Source organism: Bacteroidia bacterium (assembly GCA_041391665.1).
In the GTDB taxonomy this organism is placed as follows: domain Bacteria; phylum Bacteroidota; class Bacteroidia; order J057; family J057; genus JAGQVA01.
Genome location: JAWKNO010000003.1, coordinates 223,578 through 246,898 on the forward strand (window position 1 = coordinate 223,578; position 23,321 = coordinate 246,898).

The 23,321-nt window shown below is 47.7% G+C and carries 14 protein-coding genes; all 14 read left to right on the forward strand.

Going from position 1 to position 23,321, the window contains the following annotated elements; genetic code table 11:
* Positions 1–319 precede the first annotated feature (319 nt).
* The 14 genes from R3D00_23740 to R3D00_23805 all read left to right on the forward strand — a co-directional run bounded on the left by R3D00_23740 (position 320) and on the right by R3D00_23805 (position 23,306).
* Entirely contained in the window at positions 320–2,122 is a 1,803-nt protein-coding gene (locus R3D00_23740; GenBank protein MEZ4776207.1) for a hypothetical protein, read from the forward strand.
* A gap of 24 nt (positions 2,123–2,146) precedes the next feature.
* Positions 2,147–3,973 carry a hypothetical protein gene (locus R3D00_23745; protein ID MEZ4776208.1) on the forward strand — a complete coding sequence of 609 codons (1,827 nt, stop codon included), beginning with the start codon at positions 2,147–2,149 and terminating at the stop codon, positions 3,971–3,973.
* 13 nt (positions 3,974–3,986) lie between these two features.
* Positions 3,987–4,637 (forward strand): hypothetical protein, encoded by a 651-nt coding sequence (locus R3D00_23750; protein ID MEZ4776209.1) that lies wholly within the window; start codon positions 3,987–3,989, stop codon positions 4,635–4,637.
* Between the two features lie 37 nt (positions 4,638–4,674).
* On the forward strand, positions 4,675–6,678 hold the full coding sequence (locus R3D00_23755; protein ID MEZ4776210.1) for a hypothetical protein: 2,004 nt from the start codon (positions 4,675–4,677) through the stop codon (positions 6,676–6,678).
* Between the two features lie 31 nt (positions 6,679–6,709).
* Entirely contained in the window at positions 6,710–8,803 is a 2,094-nt protein-coding gene (locus R3D00_23760; protein ID MEZ4776211.1) for a hypothetical protein, read from the forward strand.
* Between the two features lie 58 nt (positions 8,804–8,861).
* A complete protein-coding gene (locus R3D00_23765; GenBank protein ID MEZ4776212.1) occupies positions 8,862–10,688 on the forward strand; it encodes a hypothetical protein in 1,827 nt (608 codons plus the stop codon).
* A 48-nt stretch (positions 10,689–10,736) separates the two neighbouring features.
* Positions 10,737–12,668 (forward strand): hypothetical protein, encoded by a 1,932-nt coding sequence (locus R3D00_23770; protein MEZ4776213.1) that lies wholly within the window; start codon positions 10,737–10,739, stop codon positions 12,666–12,668.
* Between the two features lie 41 nt (positions 12,669–12,709).
* On the forward strand, positions 12,710–14,215 hold the full coding sequence (locus tag R3D00_23775) for a M12 family metallopeptidase (GenBank protein ID MEZ4776214.1): 1,506 nt from the start codon (positions 12,710–12,712) through the stop codon (positions 14,213–14,215).
* 9 nt (positions 14,216–14,224) lie between these two features.
* A complete protein-coding gene (locus R3D00_23780; protein MEZ4776215.1) occupies positions 14,225–14,800 on the forward strand; it encodes a hypothetical protein in 576 nt (191 codons plus the stop codon).
* 11 nt (positions 14,801–14,811) lie between these two features.
* Complete coding sequence (locus R3D00_23785) at positions 14,812–16,251, forward strand: hypothetical protein (GenBank protein ID MEZ4776216.1); 1,440 nt, start codon at positions 14,812–14,814, stop codon at positions 16,249–16,251.
* 37 nt (positions 16,252–16,288) lie between these two features.
* On the forward strand, positions 16,289–18,676 hold the full coding sequence (locus R3D00_23790) for a hypothetical protein (protein MEZ4776217.1): 2,388 nt from the start codon (positions 16,289–16,291) through the stop codon (positions 18,674–18,676).
* 99 nt (positions 18,677–18,775) lie between these two features.
* Positions 18,776–20,230 carry a PKD domain-containing protein gene (locus tag R3D00_23795; protein ID MEZ4776218.1) on the forward strand — a complete coding sequence of 485 codons (1,455 nt, stop codon included), beginning with the start codon at positions 18,776–18,778 and terminating at the stop codon, positions 20,228–20,230.
* 22 nt (positions 20,231–20,252) lie between these two features.
* On the forward strand, positions 20,253–21,857 hold the full coding sequence (locus R3D00_23800) for an IPT/TIG domain-containing protein (protein ID MEZ4776219.1): 1,605 nt from the start codon (positions 20,253–20,255) through the stop codon (positions 21,855–21,857).
* A 39-nt stretch (positions 21,858–21,896) separates the two neighbouring features.
* The gene (locus R3D00_23805) at positions 21,897–23,306 is read left to right on the forward strand and encodes a PKD domain-containing protein (protein MEZ4776220.1); all 1,410 of its coding nucleotides are present in this window, start codon (positions 21,897–21,899) and stop codon (positions 23,304–23,306) included.
* The last annotated feature ends 15 nt before the right edge of the window (positions 23,307–23,321 follow it).

Genomic DNA, 23,321 nt, shown 5'->3' on the forward strand with positions numbered 1-23,321 from the left:
CCCGTCTAATTTTCACAGAATACAAAAGGAACCAAAATGATCTTTTTACGCCCGCAAATACCCCAGTCTCCCTTCTTCCGGGAATTTTTTCATATTCTCATAATACCCATATCAGATACCTCGTTGATATTTGGGAAATCGATTGCATTTTTTAAACAAAAACCCTTATCTTTTACTGAAAATCTCCAACGGCACCAATCCATGTAGCCCATATACAAGGTGTATTACAACTGATTGATTATCAACCACTTTCAACAGTACACTTTTTTTCCTCCTTTTTTAGTCCGACACCCAGGCCCAACGCAAAAATCTTAATATTATGATAAGACAATCACTTGCTGTTTTCTTATTCCTCCTTACTGCCATCCAGCCCATTTTTGCTGTCGTCATGTATGATGAAGGTCGTGAAATGGTTAATGGCATCCAGCTCTTACGCGACAAAGATGACCTCCGTGCATATTACTATATACCTCAGTTTCCCCGGCTTGCAACAAAAGAAGACGGCAGCCTCGAATTTCTGTGCATGAAATATGTAGGGCAGGGCGGCGAAGAAACCAACGGCGGCATTTTCCATGCGCTGGTGGAGTTCACCCTTCCTCAAAATGTAGTTGCCGCAGCAGAAATAGAACTCGGCAAAAGAGTCGCAGGTGCACGTATCGTAGGCCCGGTTCCCATGATGCAGGCGACTGAAGATGACGAAAACGGATTGGCTTCGTTTCAGGTAATTTCGGCGATCCTTAACAATACAGAAGGGGATAATCCTTTTACCAGCTCTGTTATCACCTCTGGTTTTGCGCCGCTCCTCCCCGGCTCCAAAGCGGCAATCGCAGCCAAACTCAATCAGGCAGGTGCAACATTGCTTTGGGAATCACTGCAAGGTCCGACTTCCGACATTTCCGTTTCCATCCACGGCTATTATGAAGCGGCTGTCAAAGGCTACAATGCCGTCATTACCGCAGAAGTGGAAAATGTATATGAACACTTCAGCCGTGTTTACAGCAAGCAGGAAGGTTATACCAAAAGACAGCTCCGCAATATTACCGACGAACTTCGTCAAAACCAGGTGCTAAAAATTGAGGTTTTTGACCGCTCCGCCGGCCTGAATATCAATACCAAGGATATGGACAATATCCTCAATATGGTTACCGACAAGTTGATCGAACTGATCTTCGACGCAGAAACCGGCTGGGCCAAACAACCCGACAGAGAAACTGCTGTCGAACAAGGTCAAATCCAGGGCCGTCAGGATCGCGGCTGGTTTGCACGCACGTTCCTCGGAGCAGATGATACCCCCTACTATACCGACGACCAGTTTGTTATGAAAAAAAGGGAGGATATCAGAGTGAATAAATTTTATCTCAACCTCAGCAAATCCACCACCATCAAAGTACCGGTTTATACCTCCGGCAATATCGGCGGACTGTACGATGCTTTGGGCGAAAACGACAAATACTTCCGTATCGTCAACCTCGACGATGCCGCCTTCCAAAAGCGTGATGTACATTTTCAGGTAGATGGAGAATTCGCCAATGCATTCGAAGATCTGATCAATTTTGTCAGTGTAAGCTTCAAAAAAGATCCCGGAAATGGCAAGGAATCCGTAACCAAAGACCTGGTTTTCAGAAAGGAAGATCTGACTGGTAAATATTTCCAGACTGTAACCTACCCCCGTTTGGGAGCCAAAGGAGAAGACTGGCTCAATTATGATTACCGGATTGTATGGAGCATAAAGGGAATACCCAACCCGATTACTTTCCCGGCAGATGCGAATGAATGGAGTCAAAACAATGCGACCTCTGTTCCCCTTGCCCCGCCATTAACCAAACGAATACTGGAAATAGATGCAGACAGGCAATTGTTTAAGGATGCTGACATCAGGTCTGCGCAAATTCGGTTTATGACCATTCTCGGGGGAAAAGCCCAGGTACATAAGACTGTTATTCTCCGGACAGATGATTCGGAAAGTACCAATCGTATCTCGCTTTACCACGACCCGGGTGAACCTATTGCCTACCAGATTTCCTGGTATTCGACAAAAGGTATCCTCAATCAAAAAACACAGGTGCTGGAAGGGGAATATATGTTTGTACTGCCACCCGACCCCTCGGAGTTTAATAAATAACCGCCCACAGCTAACAACAGACACATGAAATTCCGAAAAAATATAAGTATAAAACCGGTGGCTTCGAGAGGCCTCAGCCACCGGTTTTATTCCAGCCACTCGTTTTATATCAGCCACCGGTTACTGCTGCTGCTGCTCCCCCTGTTGCTGACAACCAGTGTTCAGGCACAACAGGTCATGATCGACCGCGGGTTGAGGGCAGCCGGGCTATGGTGTTTTCCCCTGTTGACCGATTCGCTGACTTACCTTTACCTGCCCTCAGAGGGGAAACTGGCAACTGATGAAGCGGGGAATCCACAGTTTTCCCTCCTGCGTTATGTCATCAACAAACCTTCTGCCGGCAATAATGGAACGGTCATCACCGATGCAGGTGGCGGCGCTTTACTGAACTTTTTATTCCTCTACGACACCCCGGAAGAGCAGATCAAAAATGCGCAAAAAGGTCTGCAGGAAAAGTTAAACAATCAGGATGTCAAAATCCGGGGCCCCGTGATCTTTGATAAAGGTCGTTATACCCTGGTTTCATCCATCCTCAAACCTGCACCGGGCCAAAAAGACGTAGAGGTACTTTCGACAGGAGAAGCGCCTGTGCTGGAAGGCTCCAAAATTGCCTTGACATTTGACCTGACACCAGAAAAGTCTAAACTTTTAATGGAAAGTCTGAAAATGAAAACTTCGGATATTTCCGTCGTATTTGACCTGAATTTTTCCGGACTGACAGATAGCTATAACGCAAAACTTGAGATAGACTGGACGGAAATGCGCAAAAGCGAGGCATTTAAGGCAGGAGGAAGTATCTATTTTGTCTCCGCAGATGTAGGCCTGGCTTTTGACCGTATGCGTCGGGACAACGCCATTCGCCTCACAACCATCGGTGAAAATGCGAATCTTGACGGGCTGCTCAATACGGTCTATGACAAGCTGCTCAAAATGTTGTTTGATCCCGTGCAGCCGGAGCGCGTGCCGCAGGATCAGCAGGGAGGCCTTGCCGATGCCATCGGAGCCATGATCGGTGGGGGGCTCAACAGCCGCAATACCACTGGTTTTGGGCTAAATGTTGGTTACCAACTCAAAGACATGAAAACCGAAGGCACGAGTGTACTGACCTTCAATGGCCGGTCAACTGTCGACAGACACCATTTTATTACCTTCAACGCGGGAGACCTTTACAATAAATACGGCCAGGACGAACGATTTTTCAGAGACGTGCCCCTATGGGATCCGGCTTTCCAGCAGAGAGAAATTTTTGTCGGGGTGGATGGTGATCTGGAAAAAGAGTTTGCCACCATGCTCAACAGCGTTTCGGTCAATCTGCGCAAAAAACACCAGGGAGGACAGGAGACCATGAAGTCTGTGCTGATTCAGAGAAGCACCTTTCAAAATTTTAATGGAAAACTTTCTATGGTTTATGGTTCGGTTAAGGACACCAACCGCGTCCAATGGTTAGACTACGAGTACCAGACCCAGTGGCAGTTTCAGGGAGGTGGTAGTTATGTAACCCCGTGGGAAGAAGACAACGCAGCAATGATCAATTTATATACCCCGTTTCGCCGGCACAAAATCGAAGTTGAAGGAGACCTGGCAGGTTTGGAAGAACAAGGCGTGAGAGCCATCATTCTGGAAGTTGCCTATCCATTTTTTGATCAGGCCAAAAAGGTGAGGCAGACCATTCGTCCCGGAGATGATCTCACGACCAAAAGCATGGAAATCACCCTGCCCAACAACCAGGAGAAAGTAGCCTATTCTCTGACCTGGATCAAAAAAGATGGGTCCAAGCTGGAGTACAAAGGACAAGACGAGTACGGATTGATTTTTATCGACGAATTACCTAAAGCCAATGGTTCCAACTAGCAACTATTTCCATATGATGCGGATTCTCTGGCTGGGGATATTCATATTTCCCTTTGCGGGAAGTTTTGCCCAGCAGGTTGATATGCGCAAAGAGGTAAAATTGACGCTTTCAGATCAGACACAGGTTTTGCTGTATCCGTCTGTAGATTATCGCCATCAGTTTTATTATTTCCCCGTAAACCTGCGGATTTCCATCAGAAAGGACTCCCAGCCGGAATACAGTTTTCTCACTTTCAAAGAAAATGACGAAGGCCCGGTTACCGGAGGTTTGCTCCATGTCATGCTTACCTGGGGGCTGAATATCAGTCAGGAAGAGGAAGCTTTAGAAAAGCTGAGATCTGAGATGGACAGTACTGCAGTCATTTACGGAGCGCTTCCACTAGAGCCCCTGGAGCCAGCCTCCGGCTTTTATATTATTTCTGACAACAAAGGTGCGGAAATAATGCGCCGCTCGCTGAAGGCATCGGCTGGACCCGCAAATGTCCCCGGAGGGAAAATGGCAGCGTCCTTTATGTTTTCGGCAGATGATGCAGTCGCCATGGAAAAACTTATGGCACACCCCGAAGACTTTAAGGACAGCCGTATATTTTTTGCCTGGAGATATGCCTATTCTGATCAGATTCTTGCAATCGGCACTTTGATCAGAGAACTATTCCCCCATTAATCATTAACCATTGACCATTAACCATTAACCATTGACTATGGGATACCCAACGATCACACGAATGTTTTTCCTGCTCTGGATTGTGGCGATCACACTGATTGACAGCCAGTTGAAAGCGCAAATCCTGGACAATGAGAACAAAATTAATGTAACACTTTCCGATGGAACTGCCGTCACGCTTTACGGTGCGGCTGCTACCCTTTCTGACGAAAAGACCAAGGACTATTATTACATGCCCACCAACCTCCGGCTTTCCAAAAAAGCGGACGGCACCCCTATGTTTTTGTTCCTGAAGTTTACCGATGAAAACAATGCCGATGCCGAAGCCAGTGGGGCAATCCTCCACATGTTGATGGAATATGGTCTCACCAAAACACAGGAAACAGAGTTGAGCCGGGTGCTTAAAGCCAAATACGAAGGCGCCGTGCTCAAAGGTGCTGCTGAGATTGAACCCGACGGAGACAATTCCATCCGGATTGTTTCTGCAACCCTGACAGGCGCACGCACAAGAACGCTCGTCATGTCAGGAAAAGCACCTGTTTTCCCTGGCAACAAAATCGCAGTTGCCGCCGAACTCGACAAAAAAGGCGCACAACTGATGGATGCGACTTTTCAAAAAACCAGTTCGATTGCAGACCTTTCCATTAACCTCTCTTACAACTATACGGTACGAGTACCAGCTGCCAGAGGGTTTTATGAAGAAGACTGGAGCAAACTGGACAGTCTTCACCTGTTGGATTCTGCCTATTTTTCAAAAACCGTCAAGGAAGAAAAAGATTATGGAGAAAAGGCCATTAATGGTGTAGTAGGGGCGATAGCTGGCGGGCCCATCGGCGCACTGATCGGCTGGTTTGGTTCCGGAAATAAAAAAACCACCAAATTCAAATACGATGAGTTGCGCACCTTCTACCGCAAAATGGAAGAGGAAGGTGTAATCACTGTCCGCTTTGAAGAAAATGTAGATGACCAGCGTGTAGCCGCTATTCGCGATGCCTTTTTCCAACACTTTCTGAATAGTTTTACCGAAAAAGAAGCTCAGGAAATCCCGACCCCAGGCAAGCAGGAAAAACTCGATATGCCCAATATCAAACAAGGCGACGAATACAAATTTCGTCGCGAGTTTGCAGAAACAATTATCGAAAAGCGGAAACGCACATTTAACCTCAGCTACGCACTGGCCATCAAAAAGCCCTTTCAGATGACCGAAAACCTCGCATCGTGGTACGACAATGTGCGGGATAATCCAAAATGTGTGGGAACGGTTCTGCTCAACGACCCTTTCTTCCAGCACCGTGATGTAAACGTCATCATGGACCTTGATGCCGAAGATATGATGGGAAAAGAGTTAAATTTTGTAACGGTCAGCCTGCGCAAACAACGCAACGTAAAAGGCGCCAACGATTTTTCGCATCAACTCACTTTTGACCGTTCGTACTTTGAGCAAAATGGCAACCGCGCGACCGTAACCTATTCCAAAGCACAGGACGCTTCGCCTGATGAATACGAATACAAAGTGCAGTGGAGCCTTCGCGGAGGAAATGTGTTTCCCCCCAACGATACGACCTGGACAAAAGGAAGCTGGCAGGGGGTAACACTGGCACCTCCGGTTACGCCGCGCAATATTCGTTATGAGGTTGATCTGGACGAACTTTCAGATCTGGGAATCCGAAATGTAACCCTTCAGCTCCGATATGAGAAATTTGGGAAGGAAGTGGAGACCAATATGAATATCGGCCTTTACAGCAAACAACCCTATATGGAAAAGACCATTTATATGGATAAAAATACCCGGGGATATGCTTACCGGATGGTATTTACCCATAAAGAAAAAGGTCCTATGGTAACAGACTGGGAAGCGAAAATCAATACTGACTACATTTTTGCTGTCGTACCGGAGCAGTTGAGAAAAGGAGATCAGAGTTTTATCGACCAAATGCTTGAACGAGGCAAACAAATCGTGGCCGGAGGCTCCCGGGATGCAGAAGTTCAGGACGGTCAAAAAGTTCTCGACAAATTTAAAGATGTGATTACCACCAATTAACCCATAACCCCAATTTTTAATGACATCCATTATGAAATTTTCACCCATATATATCAGGCGCTCCCTGCCCCTGCTGATGCTTGTTTTTGGCCTGTTTTCGGCCCTGCCTGCCCAGAATCTCCAGTACGAAACCGGTATGGAGCTCAAACTCAACGACGGAACAGCGGTCATGGTTTATCGCGGCGGCGGAAACAACTATTACTACCTCCCGCCGGCAAACGCCATGCACCTGGGCATGAAAGAAGATCAAACGCCTGAGTTTTTGTTCATGAAGTTCACCACAGAAGCTCGTGAAACGCAAGGCGGAGTACAAGGTGCTATTCTCCACTTTCTTATTGAATGGGGACTTACCCCTGCTCAGCTGACCGAACTGGAAGATAAACTCAAGCAAAAATCGCCGATAAAAACCAGCGCAGTTTTGGCCGGCCCCGTGGATTTGAGAGCAAAAGAAGGGGAATCTTTCCGTATTGTATCAGCGATCCTTCAGGACAAAAAATTCACTTCCACCTTTATCACTTCCGGTTATGCCCCGCCTATGCAGGGAGGCAAAGCAGCCGTAGCTGCCCGCCTTGACGCCAATGGTGCGCAATTGCTCGATGCTACTTTCAAGAAAACCAGCTCAATCACAGACGTATCGCTTGTATTGGACTACGAATACACTGTCAAGGTTAAAGCAGCCAAAGGTTATCTGAAATACGATCTCGAAATCACCCACGAACAGGGAGACGGCATGGCCTATGACTTTATGCGCAAGGAGCTTGACAACCGCCCGCAGGATCTCAAGAATGCCATCGCAACCTATGAGGCCAACAAGAAAAAGCTCACCAATGAATGCGGTGTAGCCGATGGTATGGGCAATATGCTTATCGCTATGCAGGCTATGGATAAAGCCATTGGTAATACCAGTGGAGCTGGAGATACTGGCAGCCCATGGGAATACGGGGTAACCGAATCCATGATGCGCAAGGTGTATGAATATTTTGAGCAGAAAGAAAAAATCATCCTCAAGTGGGAAGAGAACCTTGACGATGAAAGACTGACCGTGATGCGGGAGGCATTTTTTGGGTTTTTCCTCAATTCTTTTGCAGAACCTGTGATGCCAGAGTTTAATACCATCATTGCAGCCGGAGAAGGATTTAACCCTGCCACCAATAACCCGGTAAAAGACGAAAAACAGGCCTCTTATCAGTTTAAATCCTGTACACAAATGGAGTCCAACCGGGTGATCAGAAAAGAAATCCGCCTGGACAACCTCATTCTCCCCGTTACCCGCCGGTACCAGATGGTAACCAACCTCGCCAGCAGCTATGATATGGTGAGAAGTAATCCCAAATGTATCAGTTCGATCAACCTGAATGACCCCTTCTTCCAGCACAGAGACATCAACTTTATCCTCGACCTGGAGGCGCAGGAAATCTTCAGCAAAGAGATCAACCACGTGACGGTAAATGTGAGAAAACGCCGTTCTTCAGGCAACGATTTTGCCGATGCCATCACCTTCACCAATGATTATATGCGTGAAAATGGCTCACTCGCAACCCTCACCTACGCCCGTGGCGAAGACCGGAACCCTGATCTTTATGAATACAAAGCACAGTGGAGCCTGAAAGGCGGAAACACCTACCCGGCCAATCCACCCTGGGTTAAAGGCGACTGGCAGGGTGTAACGCTCGCTCCGCCTGTCAAACCCCGCAAAATCGAATTTGAATGCGACCTTGATGAAATGCGTGAAATTGGCATCGTAAGAGCTACGCTTCAGGTGCGGTATTCCAAATTTGGTAAGGAAATAGAAGAAAATATTCCGATTACAGTGTCCAAAAATGAGCCGCTCGTGGAAACCACGATCTACGAAGACCGCGATGCGCAGGGATATGTCTCCCGTTTGGTACTCACCCACAAAGAACACGGAAAACTCGCCCTCGACTGGGAAGCCAACGTCAACGACGACTATGTGTATGCGTCCATTCCCGACGAACTTCGCGAGGGAGATCAGACCTTCCTGCAGAAAGTCATGCGCGCAGGAAAAGAGGTACTCACCCCACGTGCAGACGGTACAGTGGATCCTCAAACGGCAATTCTGGATAAATTTGCCAAGGTCCTCGGTATTTTCCTCGGAGAGGAATAGAATGGTTAATTGTTAATGGTTAATTGTCAATGGTTAATGGTCAATGGTTAATGATGATATGAAATCAGTATTTAAAATATGCCTTGCCTTTCTGACATCCATGCTGCTTAGTATGGCGGTCAGGGGGCAGGCAGTCTTTATCGACAAGCCCGTCAGGGCGGGAGAAGTGACGGTTTTCCCGGCGATCCAGAATCCCAACCAGTATTATTATCTGGTGGACAAGGCCAGGCTGGCTCTCACGGAAGACGAAAAACCACAGTTTTCATTTCTCCGCTATGTACAAAATGCACCCGGCTCGACCAAGGACATCAGCCAGGAGGGAGAAGGCGGCGGAATTGTGCATGCCGTTGTAACCCTGGGAGTGACCGACGAGCAACTCGACGAAGCGCGCAGAGAATTGCGTCGGGCAAATCCAAATGGCGAAATCATGGGGCCGATGATTTACACTTCGGGTAAATTTGGATTGGTATCATCCTTTGCCGAAGAAGGAAGTGAATTTACCCATCACCTGCTGGGATTGGGTAGCGCACCGATCCTCGACGGAAACAAGGCCGCCATTTCCCTGAATCTCACCAAACAAGGCGCCAAAATCCTTTGGGAGTCGTTTAAAACCGCTACGCCAGATGTAACCTTCTCCTTCGAGATGCAGCTTGAAGGCTACCGCTCGCCGATTCAGGCGACGCTGGAAGCCAATTTTGATCAGATCTACAAACACAAAGGCTTTGAAGTCGGAGTCGCCTCAGTCATGCTTCAGGCGGAAGTCAATGCCGCATTTGACGACCTGGTAAAAAACGGTGCGATCAAATTTACCGGCGTTGAAGCGGACGAAAACATGGAGAAGCTGATCGAAATCGCTTACAAAAAACTCACAGACATGATGATGGAGCCGGTCAATAATTCGGTTACCCAGTTTTCAGATCTTGGTCGCACCCAAAGTACCATGGACAGGGCCAGCAATCTGCTCTCTCAGTCCCGGAGAGAGACCGACGCAGCCAACCGCCAGATTCGCGAAGACAACCGGAGGAATGAAGAACGTGCGCGCAGAGAAGGCGACAACAACTTCAAGCCCAAGCCCGAGCAGTCAGCCCAAACCTTTACCATTGCCGCTTCTTACAAAATGAAAGAAGTGAAAACCAGTGGAATATTTAAAGTGAGCCTCAACAAAATCATGGCTGACGAGCTATCCATCCGTTTTGATGAAAATATTGGTAGTCTTAACAAATATGCAAAGGATGAAGACATATTCCGCCAGGTAAACCTCGACGATCCATTCTTCCGCCAAAGGGAAATTTCCGCTTTCCTCGATGGCTATAATGCAGCCGAATTTGGCCAGTATATCAACTTCGTCACTGTCAAAATGCTGAAAACTCATGCAAAAGGGGCTACCACCGAACAGGAAATTCGCATCGACCGGGCAGGATTCAACGAAAAAGGCAACCTCTACAAAATGGTCTATGGCTGGAAAGATGATACCGACAGGAAAAAATGGCTGGACTACGAATACGAAGTACTGTGGAGCTTTTTTGGCGGGCAGGAAGTGATTCAGGAAAAACGCCATACGACCTTTTCCGCCATTAACCTAAAACCCCCATTTGAGCCAAGGGTCATTTCCCTCGACGGTGATCCCGAATATATGAAAGAACGCGAAGTGCGGTCTGTAACCGTTTCCCTCTACTACAAAGTCGGCGGGCAGGACAACGTCAAAAAAACTACCCTCAGTGTAGAAAGAGGGCAGATTTCGGAGAATATAGGAATTCTCCTTCCCGAAAACCAATACGACTACGAATACGAAATCCAGTGGCGGCTGAAAGGCAACCGGGTAGTAAGTTCGGGTCGACATACCTCCGCAGAATCTATTCTCTTTATCGATGAAATACCAGAATAGCCAGCAATTACAATGAACAATTCAACCGCAACAAAAAACTCCAAACCTATGATTCGATCTTATCTTATACTCATGGTTTTCCTGCAGATTACCAGTGGCGTTTTTGCCCAGCAGATCTTGCTTGATAAACCCGTGCGCGCAGGAGAACTGACCGTTTTCCCCACGATCAGTAATCCCAACGAGTATTATTATCTCGCCGACAAAGTGCAAGTGGCCAAACACGCCACCGGTGCGCCGATGTTTTCTTTCATCAAATATGTCCGCAATACTGACGCAGTTGCCGGTACCAGCACCATCACAGAAAGTGACAACGGAGGAGGAATTGTCCACGCCGTAGTGCAACTTTCTGTTTCCCCCGAACAGCTTTCCGATGCACAGAGAGCCTTGCGCCGAATCAACGGAGCAGGAAAAATCGTAGGCCCTGTAGTCTATAAAAGCGGAACGCTTGCCCTGATCTCTTCTGTAGCCAGCCCGCAGGGCGGCATGTCCAAGCAGGTCATTGGCCTGGGTAGTGCACCTATTCTCGACGGACAGAAAGCAGCGATTTCCATTCAGCTGACCAAAGAAGGTTCTGACATCCTCTGGGCTACTTTTCAGACGCCGACACCCGATATGAGTGTATCGTTTGAAATGGAGGTCGAAGGTTATCTCTCTCCCAAAAGAGTAATTATTGAAGCAGATTTTGAGCGGATTTACAAAAACCAAACCTTTGAAGCCGCAGCCGTAACGCCTGTACTTGCGGCGGAGATCCAGATGGCATTTGACGAACTGCACGACCAGGGAGCGATCAAAGTTACCCAGATCGGAGAAGATGAAGAATTAAACAAATTGATGGAAACCGCCTATAACAAACTCACTACCCTGATGTTTGAAAAAATAGGAGGAACCGGCGTACCAGAGCTTTCACAACTCGTACCCGGCGGTCAGCGCAGCATGCTTGACCGCGCTACCGACATGCTCAATACGGCCCGGAGAGAAGCCAGGGAAGAAAATCGCCAATTGCGCCAGGAAGCACGTCTCGCAGCCGAGCGGGAAAGCCGCGCCAGAAGCGAAATCAGTGCCCGCAGAACCGAACACCTGCGCGAAACCGGAGGATCTACGGAGCCCATTCCCGCTGACCAGCGAAGAGGCTCAAGGGAAGAACGCGAAGGGGTTACACCAGAAAACCAGCCTGTAGAACAGGTGCCGGTTCCCAGTCTGGCCATTGCCGTTTCTTACCGGATGAAGTCCATCAAACAAACCGGCAGCTACAAAATCGACCTCAACAAATACACCTCAGATACCCGCACGATGCGGTTTGACGAAAACCTTGGGTCGGTAAAAAGCTGTAAAGAGTGTTTCCTCCGCGTAAATCTCGACGATCCGCTCTACAAACAACGCAATATCTACGCCCGGCTCGATGGCCTGAATGCACAGGATTTTGGTTCTTATATCAATTTTGTAACGGTTTTGATCATGAAAAAACACCAGGACGGTTCGCAGACTGTGCAGGAAATTCAGATTGACAAGACCAAATTTAACGCAACCGGCAACGATTTTGTCACCACTTACGGATGGAAGGGAGATGACGACCGAAATGCATGGCTCAACTACCAGTACAAGGCAAAATGGAGTTTCTTTGGCGGGTATGAAGTAGAAACTGACTGGCAGAATGAGACCTTCGGCAGTATTTCACTTGTACCTCCGTTGGTGAAAAAACCCATTTATATTGAAGCGGACCCCGAATATATGACTGACCAGAAAGTGCGTTCAGTGGAGTTGAAGTTATATTATAAATTGGGAACCAAAGAAGAGACAAAATCCATGAATCTTCAGATGGCCAAAAACGAGCTTTCGCGTACTGTAGAGCTGATTTTACCGAAAGGGAAAGATGACTATGAGTTTCAGACAACCTGGTTTGTAAGGGGAAAACAGCCTATTGCGTCCAAACGAATCCCTTCCACTTACGGAATGGTCTATCTTGATGAAATCCCCAAATAACCCCACTTTTTTTTTCGGCAAATAAACAAATGAAACTACCTATGAAATATACATTCATAAATCCCAAAGGCATTTTAACAATGGCTTGTGTGATGCTCATGTTGGGTGGCAACTTATTCGCACAGACTTTTCCAGCCTACCCGACTACCAGGGGCACGGTATCAGAAGAGCGGGTAAAACTCCCCTTCTACAGTGAACCGCAGACCGTTCCGGTCGAACGCGTTGGAGATATGATATTCTATCAGGGCGATATCCGGGTGGATTTGGCATCCGGCCGCGGAGGGGCTACGATTTCCAATATCGACAGCCTCTGGCACAATGGCGTAATCCCCTATCAAATCAAATCAGGCCATCCATATAGAGATACCATACTGAAGGGAATCAGCATTCTCAACAGGCGTACCCCGCTGAACCTTGTGCCTTACAACAGCTCGCGGCATACCAGTTATGTTTACATTCAAAACGACGGCACCGGCTGTTGGTCATGGATTGGCAACCGGATTGATTCTGTGAGACAGACCATCAACCTCGATACCAATTGCGGATTAGAGGGCGTACAGCACGAAATCCTCCACGCAGCAGGGTTTTATCACGAACATTGCCGCTCAGACAGGGATTCCTTCATCAACGTGGATCTCAGTAAAATGGTAGCCGACTGGCGTTCTCAGTTTACCAAAGCACCCGTCTCTGCTTCTATCAACTGGACGCCTTACGACACTTTATCCATTATGCATTATGAAGGAGACCACAGTGATATTGAAAGTACAGCAGGAACTCCTTACATGACGATCAAAAGAAACGGCAGAGACACTGGCCGCCCCACCCGGAGAAACCGCACATTGAGCCCTGGGGATATTTCGGCTATTTATGCCTTGTATGGGATCTACGAACCCATTATGCGGCAAATGAATTGGTTTATGTCTCCGGGCGCTTCATCGTCAGGGGCATCAACCTCCGGTGGATCGGGAAGTTCGCCCTCAGGCGCTTCCAGGAGCAGCTTTGCGATCGATATACGTTACGATGTGGATCTTGTACCCCAACGCACCTCCGTATCTTGTTGGGCAGCCGGAGCGGCCATGCTGGTAGGCTGGGCCGATTCGATATCCATTGACCCGGAGCAGATTGCCAGCGGCATCGGATATTGGCGCAGATATTACAATGCCTCAGGTCTTCCGCCGAGTGATACCACAATGTTTAGAAGATGGGGGCTGATTCCGGAATACCCTATGTGTTATACAGTAGAAGGATTTGCCAGTCTTCTCGCCTATAACGGCCCGCTGTGGGTGGCGGGAGCGGTAGATCTCACAGGCCCCGGCTCCGCCAACGCACATATCCGGGTAGTAACCGGTATGCGGGGCGATGGTACCCCTGATGGCACAAGGGTATATATCAATGACCCCTGGGACAGAGGCATGACCAATTTCACTATGCCCAACAATGGCTCGCAGTATGACCTGACCTTTACAGAGTTTATGCAGGAAATGGAAAATCTGGGCGCCAGCGAACTGCGCGAAGCCTCTCCCTGGTATGTAGCACACAATCCTTAATCAGACATCATGAGCTTTATTCGTTTTTTCAGTATATGTATTCTGATCTTTGTGGAAATGGCCGGTATTCCGACCATTTCCGCCCAGACAGAACTCAAACCTGTGGAAGATCAGAACATCCTCACCACCCTGCTGGGAGAAAGCAAAATCGCCAAAGTAACCCTCCTCGCCCAGGGCGAGCGGAATATGACTGTCAGCGTTACCTACAAAAACCTTCCCGCAGGAAAAAAGTACTCGGTGAAAGGTGTCGTACTCAACCGCGTAAAAAGACCCGTCCCAGATATCCCGGAAGTAAAAGAATCTATATCCGGAACCGCGGGTTCGGCCGATCTGACATTCAATTTTTCCCCAACCAAAAACTACACCCTTACGAATATTGAGTCTTCCTTTATCATGATCTCCCTGATACCCGAAGACAAAAGCGGAGCAGGAAATGCGCTAAACGAAATTTTGGGGAGCGCAACCGTAACGGGTGAGGATTATATGTACAATCTCGTCAAACAATGGCGGGTAGGAGGAAGTGCGGCCATGACTGTTAACGTCAAATTAACTCCCTATAAAAAAGCCGCCTACATTCAACCCTAAACAAAACCACGATGAAGAGAATCATCCTTCTGAATATTGCACTGTTATTTACATTAAACTTTTCACAAACAGCTAAAGCTCAGGAAAGAAGCAATGTTATCAGGTTTGCCAAACCGGATACCGCTTCTGTTGCCAAACCAAAGGAGGAAGATGAAGATAAGGAAAGACAGGGGCCCGCAAATCTCCCCTTTGAAATCCTCAACCAGATCAGTGCGGACCATGAGTTTGAGTCCAACAATGGGATCCTGAATATTTTCCGGAAAGTTTACCGCGATGCCAATCCGCTTTCCGGATACTATTATTATCTACCTGCTGAATACAACCTCAACTGGCGGCAGGACAGAGGAGGCGAATATGCTTTTTATGTAACCTTCAAAGCAGCCACCGGCTCCGGCCGGGGAGAAGCGGTCGTCACGGCAGAGCTCAAACCTAACATCACACGAAAGGATATTGATATCGCCAAAGAGCTACTTATGCAGGACATTAAAAATGACCCTGTCGCCAAAATGCACCCGGTCAGCAACCTCGTATCCATGCCCCTGGCCTCTCCTCCCAAAATCAGCTTCGCCCAAATCCAAAACTACGGCGTAAATCCGGCAGATATTATTGTACGCACCCCTACAGACTTCCTTGATCCGATTGTAATCAGTTGGAAAATGGAAAGGGTGGATGATTTGTTGCTGGCTTTATTTAACAATGTAGGCCTCAACGGAAACCTAACTCTCGAACCTGACGGAGAGGGAATGCCGGCCATTGAAATTCCTATCAACCTGAAAATCGATGACCCCAAAACGTACGGAAAATTTGAAATGGAAGGCAGCTCCTGGCGTACCAATGGCTGGCAAAATGCTACCGACTATCCGGTAGTGATGAAAAACCTCCATGTACTGCGCCTGAAAAATACCGGCGGCACACTCCAGTCCAATATCTATACCTGGCGAATGGGGAATGCCGAAGTGCCAGAAAAGGCTTCGGCCAAATTTGACACCAACCTCGTTCCGGCATGGCTGGACAATGACCCTACCATTAAAAGAATATGGATCGAATACGCGGTACAGCCCTGTCAATCCTGCAATCAGGCAGTCAGAGACAAAATTCTCGGCGGAGTAAGCAGCAACCAGATCAATGCTATTGACATTACCACCCTGAGTCCGCTCAGTTTTTCCGGCGCCAAGATGATGCGGATTCGCATTCGCTCTCATCAGGCCGACCCCAGCGGATTGTCAAAAGTAGATTTGCCGACCATTACTATTTCGCAGGACTTTGCCACAGCCTCTGGCGGACAATTATTCATTGACCAGGGACAAAAACCCGATTACGAGTATCTGATTACACTTTATATGTCTGATGGAACCAAATATGAGTCCGACAACTGGCAAAAAAGCAGCGATCTCGAAATTGTGATTGGAGAAAAACAGATCCGTGATCAGATTAGTCACTTCAGAAATTAAACCCTGACGGCGAAATCATTCGCCAGAATTATTTATTATGAATCGTATCCCACACATTCTAGCTCTGCTTCTGATTCTGAGTATTAACTTTCTTTCTGCTCAGGTCGCTTTTACCCACAAAGCGGAACCCGCCAATACTGCGGGACACATTACCACCATTGACAATGCCGCTACCAACGGAAAACCCGGTATGGTACTGATTGTACAACAAATGTACGGGGTCTATAATACTCATGAGGTAGGCGTTTGGTATAGCGACGGAAAGTGGAAAATATTTAATGAGGACCTTAAACCGATGCCGGTAAATGCGCAGTTTCAGATTCTGGCGGTAGACCCGGGTCAGTATAAAAGAGCCTTTGTACACACTGCAAATGCGTCAAATACACGGGGACATATCACCTATCTGAACCATTCGCTCACCGATAATCAGCCGGGAGAAATGGTTTTTGTAACCCAGCGTTTTGGCAAGTACAATACCAGTCCGGTCAGTGTATGGTACACCGCGGGAAAATGGACTATTTTCAATGAAAGTCGCCAGCCTATCCCCGAAAACACTCTGTTTAATGTCGTTGTGCTCAAAGCCGGGGAAGTAGAGGGTGCAGGCAACTACAAGGGAAATACCTTTTTGCACACCGCAACCACCGCCACCAAAGGCGCTGGTTCTTCAAGCTATATCTCCTATATAAAAGACAGCCGGCTGGATGGCAAAAACAATGCGTTTGTATTTACCACCGGAAACTACTTAAGCGCTTACAATACGCATACAACCGGCACCTGGTATAGCGCACCCAACTGGACCGTGTTTAATATGGACAGAACCGATATCCCGGCCAATTACAGGGTAAATGTGCTTTCATTGGAATATAATGGCCGAATGGCTATGATGACAACTCCGGGGGTTTTCACTACGCCTCAGGTCGTAACCACAAGACCCACTACAGGAAATACAACTCCGGTCAGAACCGATCCCCCTGTAAGGGATGCCGCTGTGATTACAAATCCCGTACGCGCGGCGGCCATTGACCCCCAAATCTACAACAATGCCGTACTCGAAAATATCAGAACCCAGCCGGGGAGATGGGTAGTGGCGCCGTATGGCAAACCTTCCACTCCCGCAGATCCGACTCCGGGCACCCCGCCTTCCACGGAAGTGCAAGGGCCGAATGTCAAACTCGGCAAAGAATTACAAGATTTGCTGGGCGACCCAATGCTCAGGCCCTTTGTCGATAAACTGAATATTTTCAGGGAAGTTTATGGCGATATGAATCCCAATGCAGGATTTTTCTACTATCTGCCTGCTTCCTATACCCTCAACTGGAACCGGGAAAATGGAGAATATTCATTTTTTGTCTATTACCTTTCTGCTGACAATAGCGGCAGAGGCAATGTGATTGTTACGGCCGAACTCACACCCAACATCAGTGAGCAGGATATCGAACTGGCAGAAGCCCTCCTGACCAAAAAACTCCGCAAAGACATCAAACTTTATCCGATGCCATTGCGAAATACGCCTGCTGTTTCATTTGGCAACAGCCTCACCCTTTTTGATGTGGATCCGGCCAGTCTGAGCACCAATATTCCCTCAGACTTTCTCCAGCCGATTGTCGTGACCTGGAAAATGAATCAGCGTGTAGATGATCTGCTGGGGTATATGATGTCGCGCAATCAGGTAGCAGGGAATATGGCATTCGAACCATTTTCCGAAGAAGAAAAAGTTTTTAGCGTGCCGGTACAGCTCAAACTCAATGATGCCAAAACCTACGGAAAACTGGAGTATCCCAATGCAGGCAGTCTGCTCAATGGATTTACCAATCCGCTGGACTACCCCATTATCCTGACAAGCATTGCGGTAATGCGTGAAACGGGTGGAGTCGCAACCGTCGAGAATGTCCTGCTCAATAATTACCAGGTAAATCCACAACAGATATTCTCCGGATTTACTACCGAAGAAAAAAACAAAGTGATGAACGGTGCACTTATCACAAAACTCTGGATCAACTATACGATTAAAGCCGAATGTGAAGACTGTAACCGGACGATTCAAAACAAAATTCTGGGCGGAACCAGCAACAGCCGGGTACAGAAGATTGAAGTAGAAGTTTTGACACCCCTGGCCTACTCCGGAGCACAGAGTCTAAAACTCCTGATCCGTTCCCGCCAGGGAGATCCCAACGGCGAGGAAGAAGTGATGTTGCCCATTGTAACTATTTCGCAGGATGGACAGACCATCAAAGGCGGTGAACTTATGGTATCCGAAGGCGATAACCCCGAATACAGTTACCAACTGGTCATGGTCAAGCCAGACGGAGATGTACAGACGAGCGAATGGAAAAACAGCAGTGAACTATTTATGGTCATCGGCGAGCGAACCATTAAAGACCTGTTTGAAGCAGAATCCCCTGCCCCATCGGGCGGAAATGAATAAATTTTAGCGTGAACGCGTGGTCATCTTTTTTTTAAGATGACGTCAAATAATCATGATTTTCCCGGATGAATCCGGATGTACCCCAAAATATTTAGCGTTATGATCTTTTTCCAAAAACCTTTTCCCATGGGTGTGGCAATGATGATTATCATTGCCTTAGCCATGCCTTTTATTGCTTGTAATCTTGAAAAAGTTGATCCTTTGGCCCCACAGGCTGCCTTCACCGTTGCCAATGACGGTTGTAAATCCCCCTGTACCGTTTCATTCACCAATACCTCCCAAAATGCAGATTCCTATTTATGGGATTTTGGAGACGGAGCCACTTCGACGGCAGATAACCCTACCCACCAATATACCACAGCCGGAACTTATACCGTAACCTTAACCGCAACCGGAGCGGGAGGAGATCCAGACCAGGCAGAAGAAATGGTTTCCGTTTTACCGGGTACGTTTAATATAAAACTCGGTAATACAGGCCGTACAGATATAGCATTTGCCGCGCTGGCCAGCGACGAGGCACTGTACGTCGCAGGGTATGAGCGAAGTGTCGCTGATATCAATGAAATTGTGGTTTACAAACTGGATTTCGAAGGCAATGTTCTGGGAAAAGCAGAATTAAACAATACCGTTTCCTGCTATGGCGAAGACGCCGGGTCACTGGCATTTGCATCCAATGGAGACCTGATTCTGATGGTAGGTATGATCGGTTACGATGTACTCGTTTCGCGTATCAGCACCAGTTCGATGACACCAGTCAATACCAAAAAATTCAACGGAATTGACCCACGCTCGGTGACCGTTGCTTCCAATGGCGATATTATCATTGCCGGGCAAAACCTGTCATCAACCTTCAATGGAGGGGTTATCACCCTGGATTATGCCGGCAGGCTGCTGCGTCTCAACAGCAACCTCGACTCGCTCTGGATGCGGCCATTTTTTGATAATCAGGAAGGGACCTTAAACACCGTAGTACAGACCTCAAACTTTCAGCTATTGACAGTTGGAAGTGTCATACCGATCGGAGGCGGAGCCCGAAACGGAATCATCTTTACAGCAAACAGTACAGGAACCTCGGTATCAAAGTCGCTGGAGTTGGGAGATGTCCCCTCCACAGAAACCGCAAGAGATGTATTGATCAAAAGCAATGGGGATATTATTGTCGCCGGTTATACCAGCACTAATAGCACAGATTACAACCCCTATTTTGTGAAGTTAAACGCAACACTGACCTTACTAAGCAGTAAATCCAATTATAGCCAGCTATCCGCCACCAACGAGTTGATTTTCGATATGGAAGAAACCGCCGATGGCGGGTACGTAGTCGCAGGATACTCCTGGGTAAACGGCCTGGAGGCAGACCTGTTTCTGATGAAAGTTGACCAAAGCTTCAACTATCAGTGGCACAAAACCTTTGGCGGAGAGTTTCGGGACTATGGCTACGAAGTAGAAACCCTTCCCGACGGAGGCATTGTCATTGTTGGCTATACCCGGCTCAATGAAAGCGATACGGATATGATCATTATCAAAACAGACGCAAACGGAAACGTAGATTAACCCAAACCAACACCTTACTCCTATGTATAAATCTTCCAGCTTCTTCCTGTTATCCCTAATCGCCCTTTCGTTTTTGTTTAATGCCTGTGATTTGGAAAAAATTGATCCTGAAATACCGTCAGGCTCAGCTATCAAAATCACTTCCATCAACCCTACCCACGGGCAAAAAGGCGAAGTCATCACCATCACCGGAGAAGATTTCGGAACTGTCGCCGCAGAGGTGACCGTAACTTTTGCTACGGGCATTTCTGCAACTATTCAGGAAATTTCAGATACCCAGATAAAAGTGGCTGTACCCCAGGGCGCAGACAATGGCGTCATCAGTATCACCCGGGGAAGTGGATCGGCAAATAGTCCGGCATTTACCTATGACAAACCTACCCTTGTCAGTTTTCTCCCCACATCCGGCAAAAAAGGCGATGTGGTCACGATTCAGGGAACCAATTTTGGGGTGGATTCGACAGAGATTGTCGTCACAATTAATGGCAAAGCCGCGCATTTTTCGGCAAACCCGACAGACAACAGCCTTAAGGTTATTGTCCCCCCCAAAGCCGGGACCGGGGCTGTTTCGGTTACTGTAAGCGGGTATGATGCGACAGGAGGAAGCGGGAACTTTTCCTATTTGCTTTCCGGCACAGTAACCACCTTTGCAGGATCAGGAACTTATGGTTTCCTCGATGGCCCGGGAAATACCGCAAGGTTTGCCTTTCCCTATGGCATTGCGGTTGATGCTTCGGGAAATGTATTTGTAGGCGAACTGGACAACCACAGACTCAGAAAAATCACTCCATCAGGATTTGTATCCACCTTTGCAGGCAGCGCTACCGGCGGATTTACCAATGGTGTAGGAACGGCGGCCACATTTGGCGCTTTGGCTGGACTGGCTTTTGACAATAACGGAAATCTCATTATCGCAGACTTTGGCAATCACGCCATACGGATGTCTGACCCCAATGCAAATATCACAACACTCGCCGGGGGCGGAGGTACAGGTGGCTCCAATGCAAACGGGTATGTTGACAATTTTGGATCAGGTGCCCGGTTTAGCTATCCTACCGGCGTTGCAGTAGATGCCAACAATAATGTGCTGGTAGCTGACCGTTCCAACCATGCAATCCGGATGATTACCCCCGCATCCTTTGTTTCAACTTTCGCAGGTAAAGGAACCGAGTTTGGAGATGTGGACGGCCCAAGGCTTAATTCGCGGTTTTTTGTTCCTGAAGATATTGCCGTAGATGCCGAAGGAAATATCTATGTCAGCGACGCAGGCAACCACAAAATCAAAAAAATCAAAACCGACGGATCCGTCATCACGCTTGCAGGAAATGGCGTAAGTGGAAATATCAGCGGGCCGGGTACGACTGCACAGTTTAATACACCCGTAGGAATAGACATTGATGCAAGCGGGAATATATTTGTTGCCGACCGGTTTAACAACAAAGTCAGAGTAGTCATGCCCAATGGGTTTACCTACGACCTGGCAGGAGATGGAACTTTCGGCTACCAGGATGGCCCCGGTGCTACCGCAAAAATCGCCGAACCCTTCGGGCTGGCCCTTGATGCAGATGGCAATGTCTATATTGCCTGCTACAGCAACGATAATATCCGAAAAATTACGGTCGAGTAGTTTCGCTCATTTATCCCCATACAAAATCCCCCTACTTCCATGCGTGTATATCCTGTACTCTCTGCACTGATGATCACCGGCATTCTGGTTACAATCAGTTGTAATCTGGAAGAAGTAAACCCCGTAACTCCACCGGAGGCAAAGTTTACCATAACCAATGATGGATGTTACTTCCCGTGTACCGTTACCTTCACCAACCAGTCCACCAATGCCACCGGTTACCAGTGGGATTTTGGAGATGGGAAAACCTCCACAGAGGATAACCCTTCGCATGAGTACAAGACAAGCGGAACATTTACCGTCAAACTCAAAGCACTGGGAGATGCTGCTACCGAAGATCAGATCTCATCAACCGTTACCATTCAAAAGCCGGTAACCTTTTCCACCTTCTTTGGCAATCTCAATGACATAGAGGAAAACGGAAATGACGTAATTGAACTGGAGGAAGGCGGCTATGTCGTCGTAGGGCATCAGGAACAGGCACCTAATACTGATAATGACGGGTATATCGTCAGGTTTGATGCCAATGGACAAATGATGTGGAATACACACGTAGGTGGAAGCAGTTATGATGTTTTTAACGGCATAGTACGTGCGCCCGACGGAGGCTTTATGGTGGTAGGAACGACCTACAGCTTTGGGGCAGGAGGAAGCGATATGTATATCTGTAAATTTAACTCAAATGGCACACACCAGTTTACGAAAACCTACGGAGGTACAGAATACGACTATGGAAACGGCATTATCGCTGTAAACAATGGCTATGTGATGGTGGGAGCCATACCAGACGTAAATTTTAACCAGGATGTGTTTCTCGTAAAAACTGACCTGAATGGAAATCTGGTCTGGCAAAAATTCCTGGATGGTGGCAATTATGAATCAGGCAGCAAAATTATTCAAACAGTTGACGGAGGGTTTGCAATTATAGGGTTCAGCTCCGCAGGCAATAACACTGATATGCTGTTGATAAAAACCAATTCTAACGGGGACAAAATATTTGAAAAACTTTATGGCGGAAGTGAATACGAGACTGCCAATGGAATAGTCGAATATCCCGGCGGAGGATTTGTGATTGCCGGAGCTACGGCCAGCTTCGGGCTGGGAGATCAGGATGGCTATATTGTACGGACAGATGCCAGCGGAAATGAACTATGGTCATCCCCTTACGGCGTGGACAGTTATGACTGGTTTAACAGTATCGCTATTGCGCCTGACGGAGGGTTGGTGGCCTGCGGTACAGGCACACAAAGCCTGCTGGTTTATCTGCTGAAGATTGACCCTTCTTCAGGCACAAAAGTCTGGGAGCGGTACTTTGACCCCTATTACGCTACTTCCCTCAAAGCTACACGAGACAATGGTTTTATTATTACCGGTGCCCGCAACAACCCAGTCGATGGAGAAGAAGATGTATATCTGATCAAAACCGATGCGGAAGGAAATGTAAATTAAGGGTCAGTTTTTCGC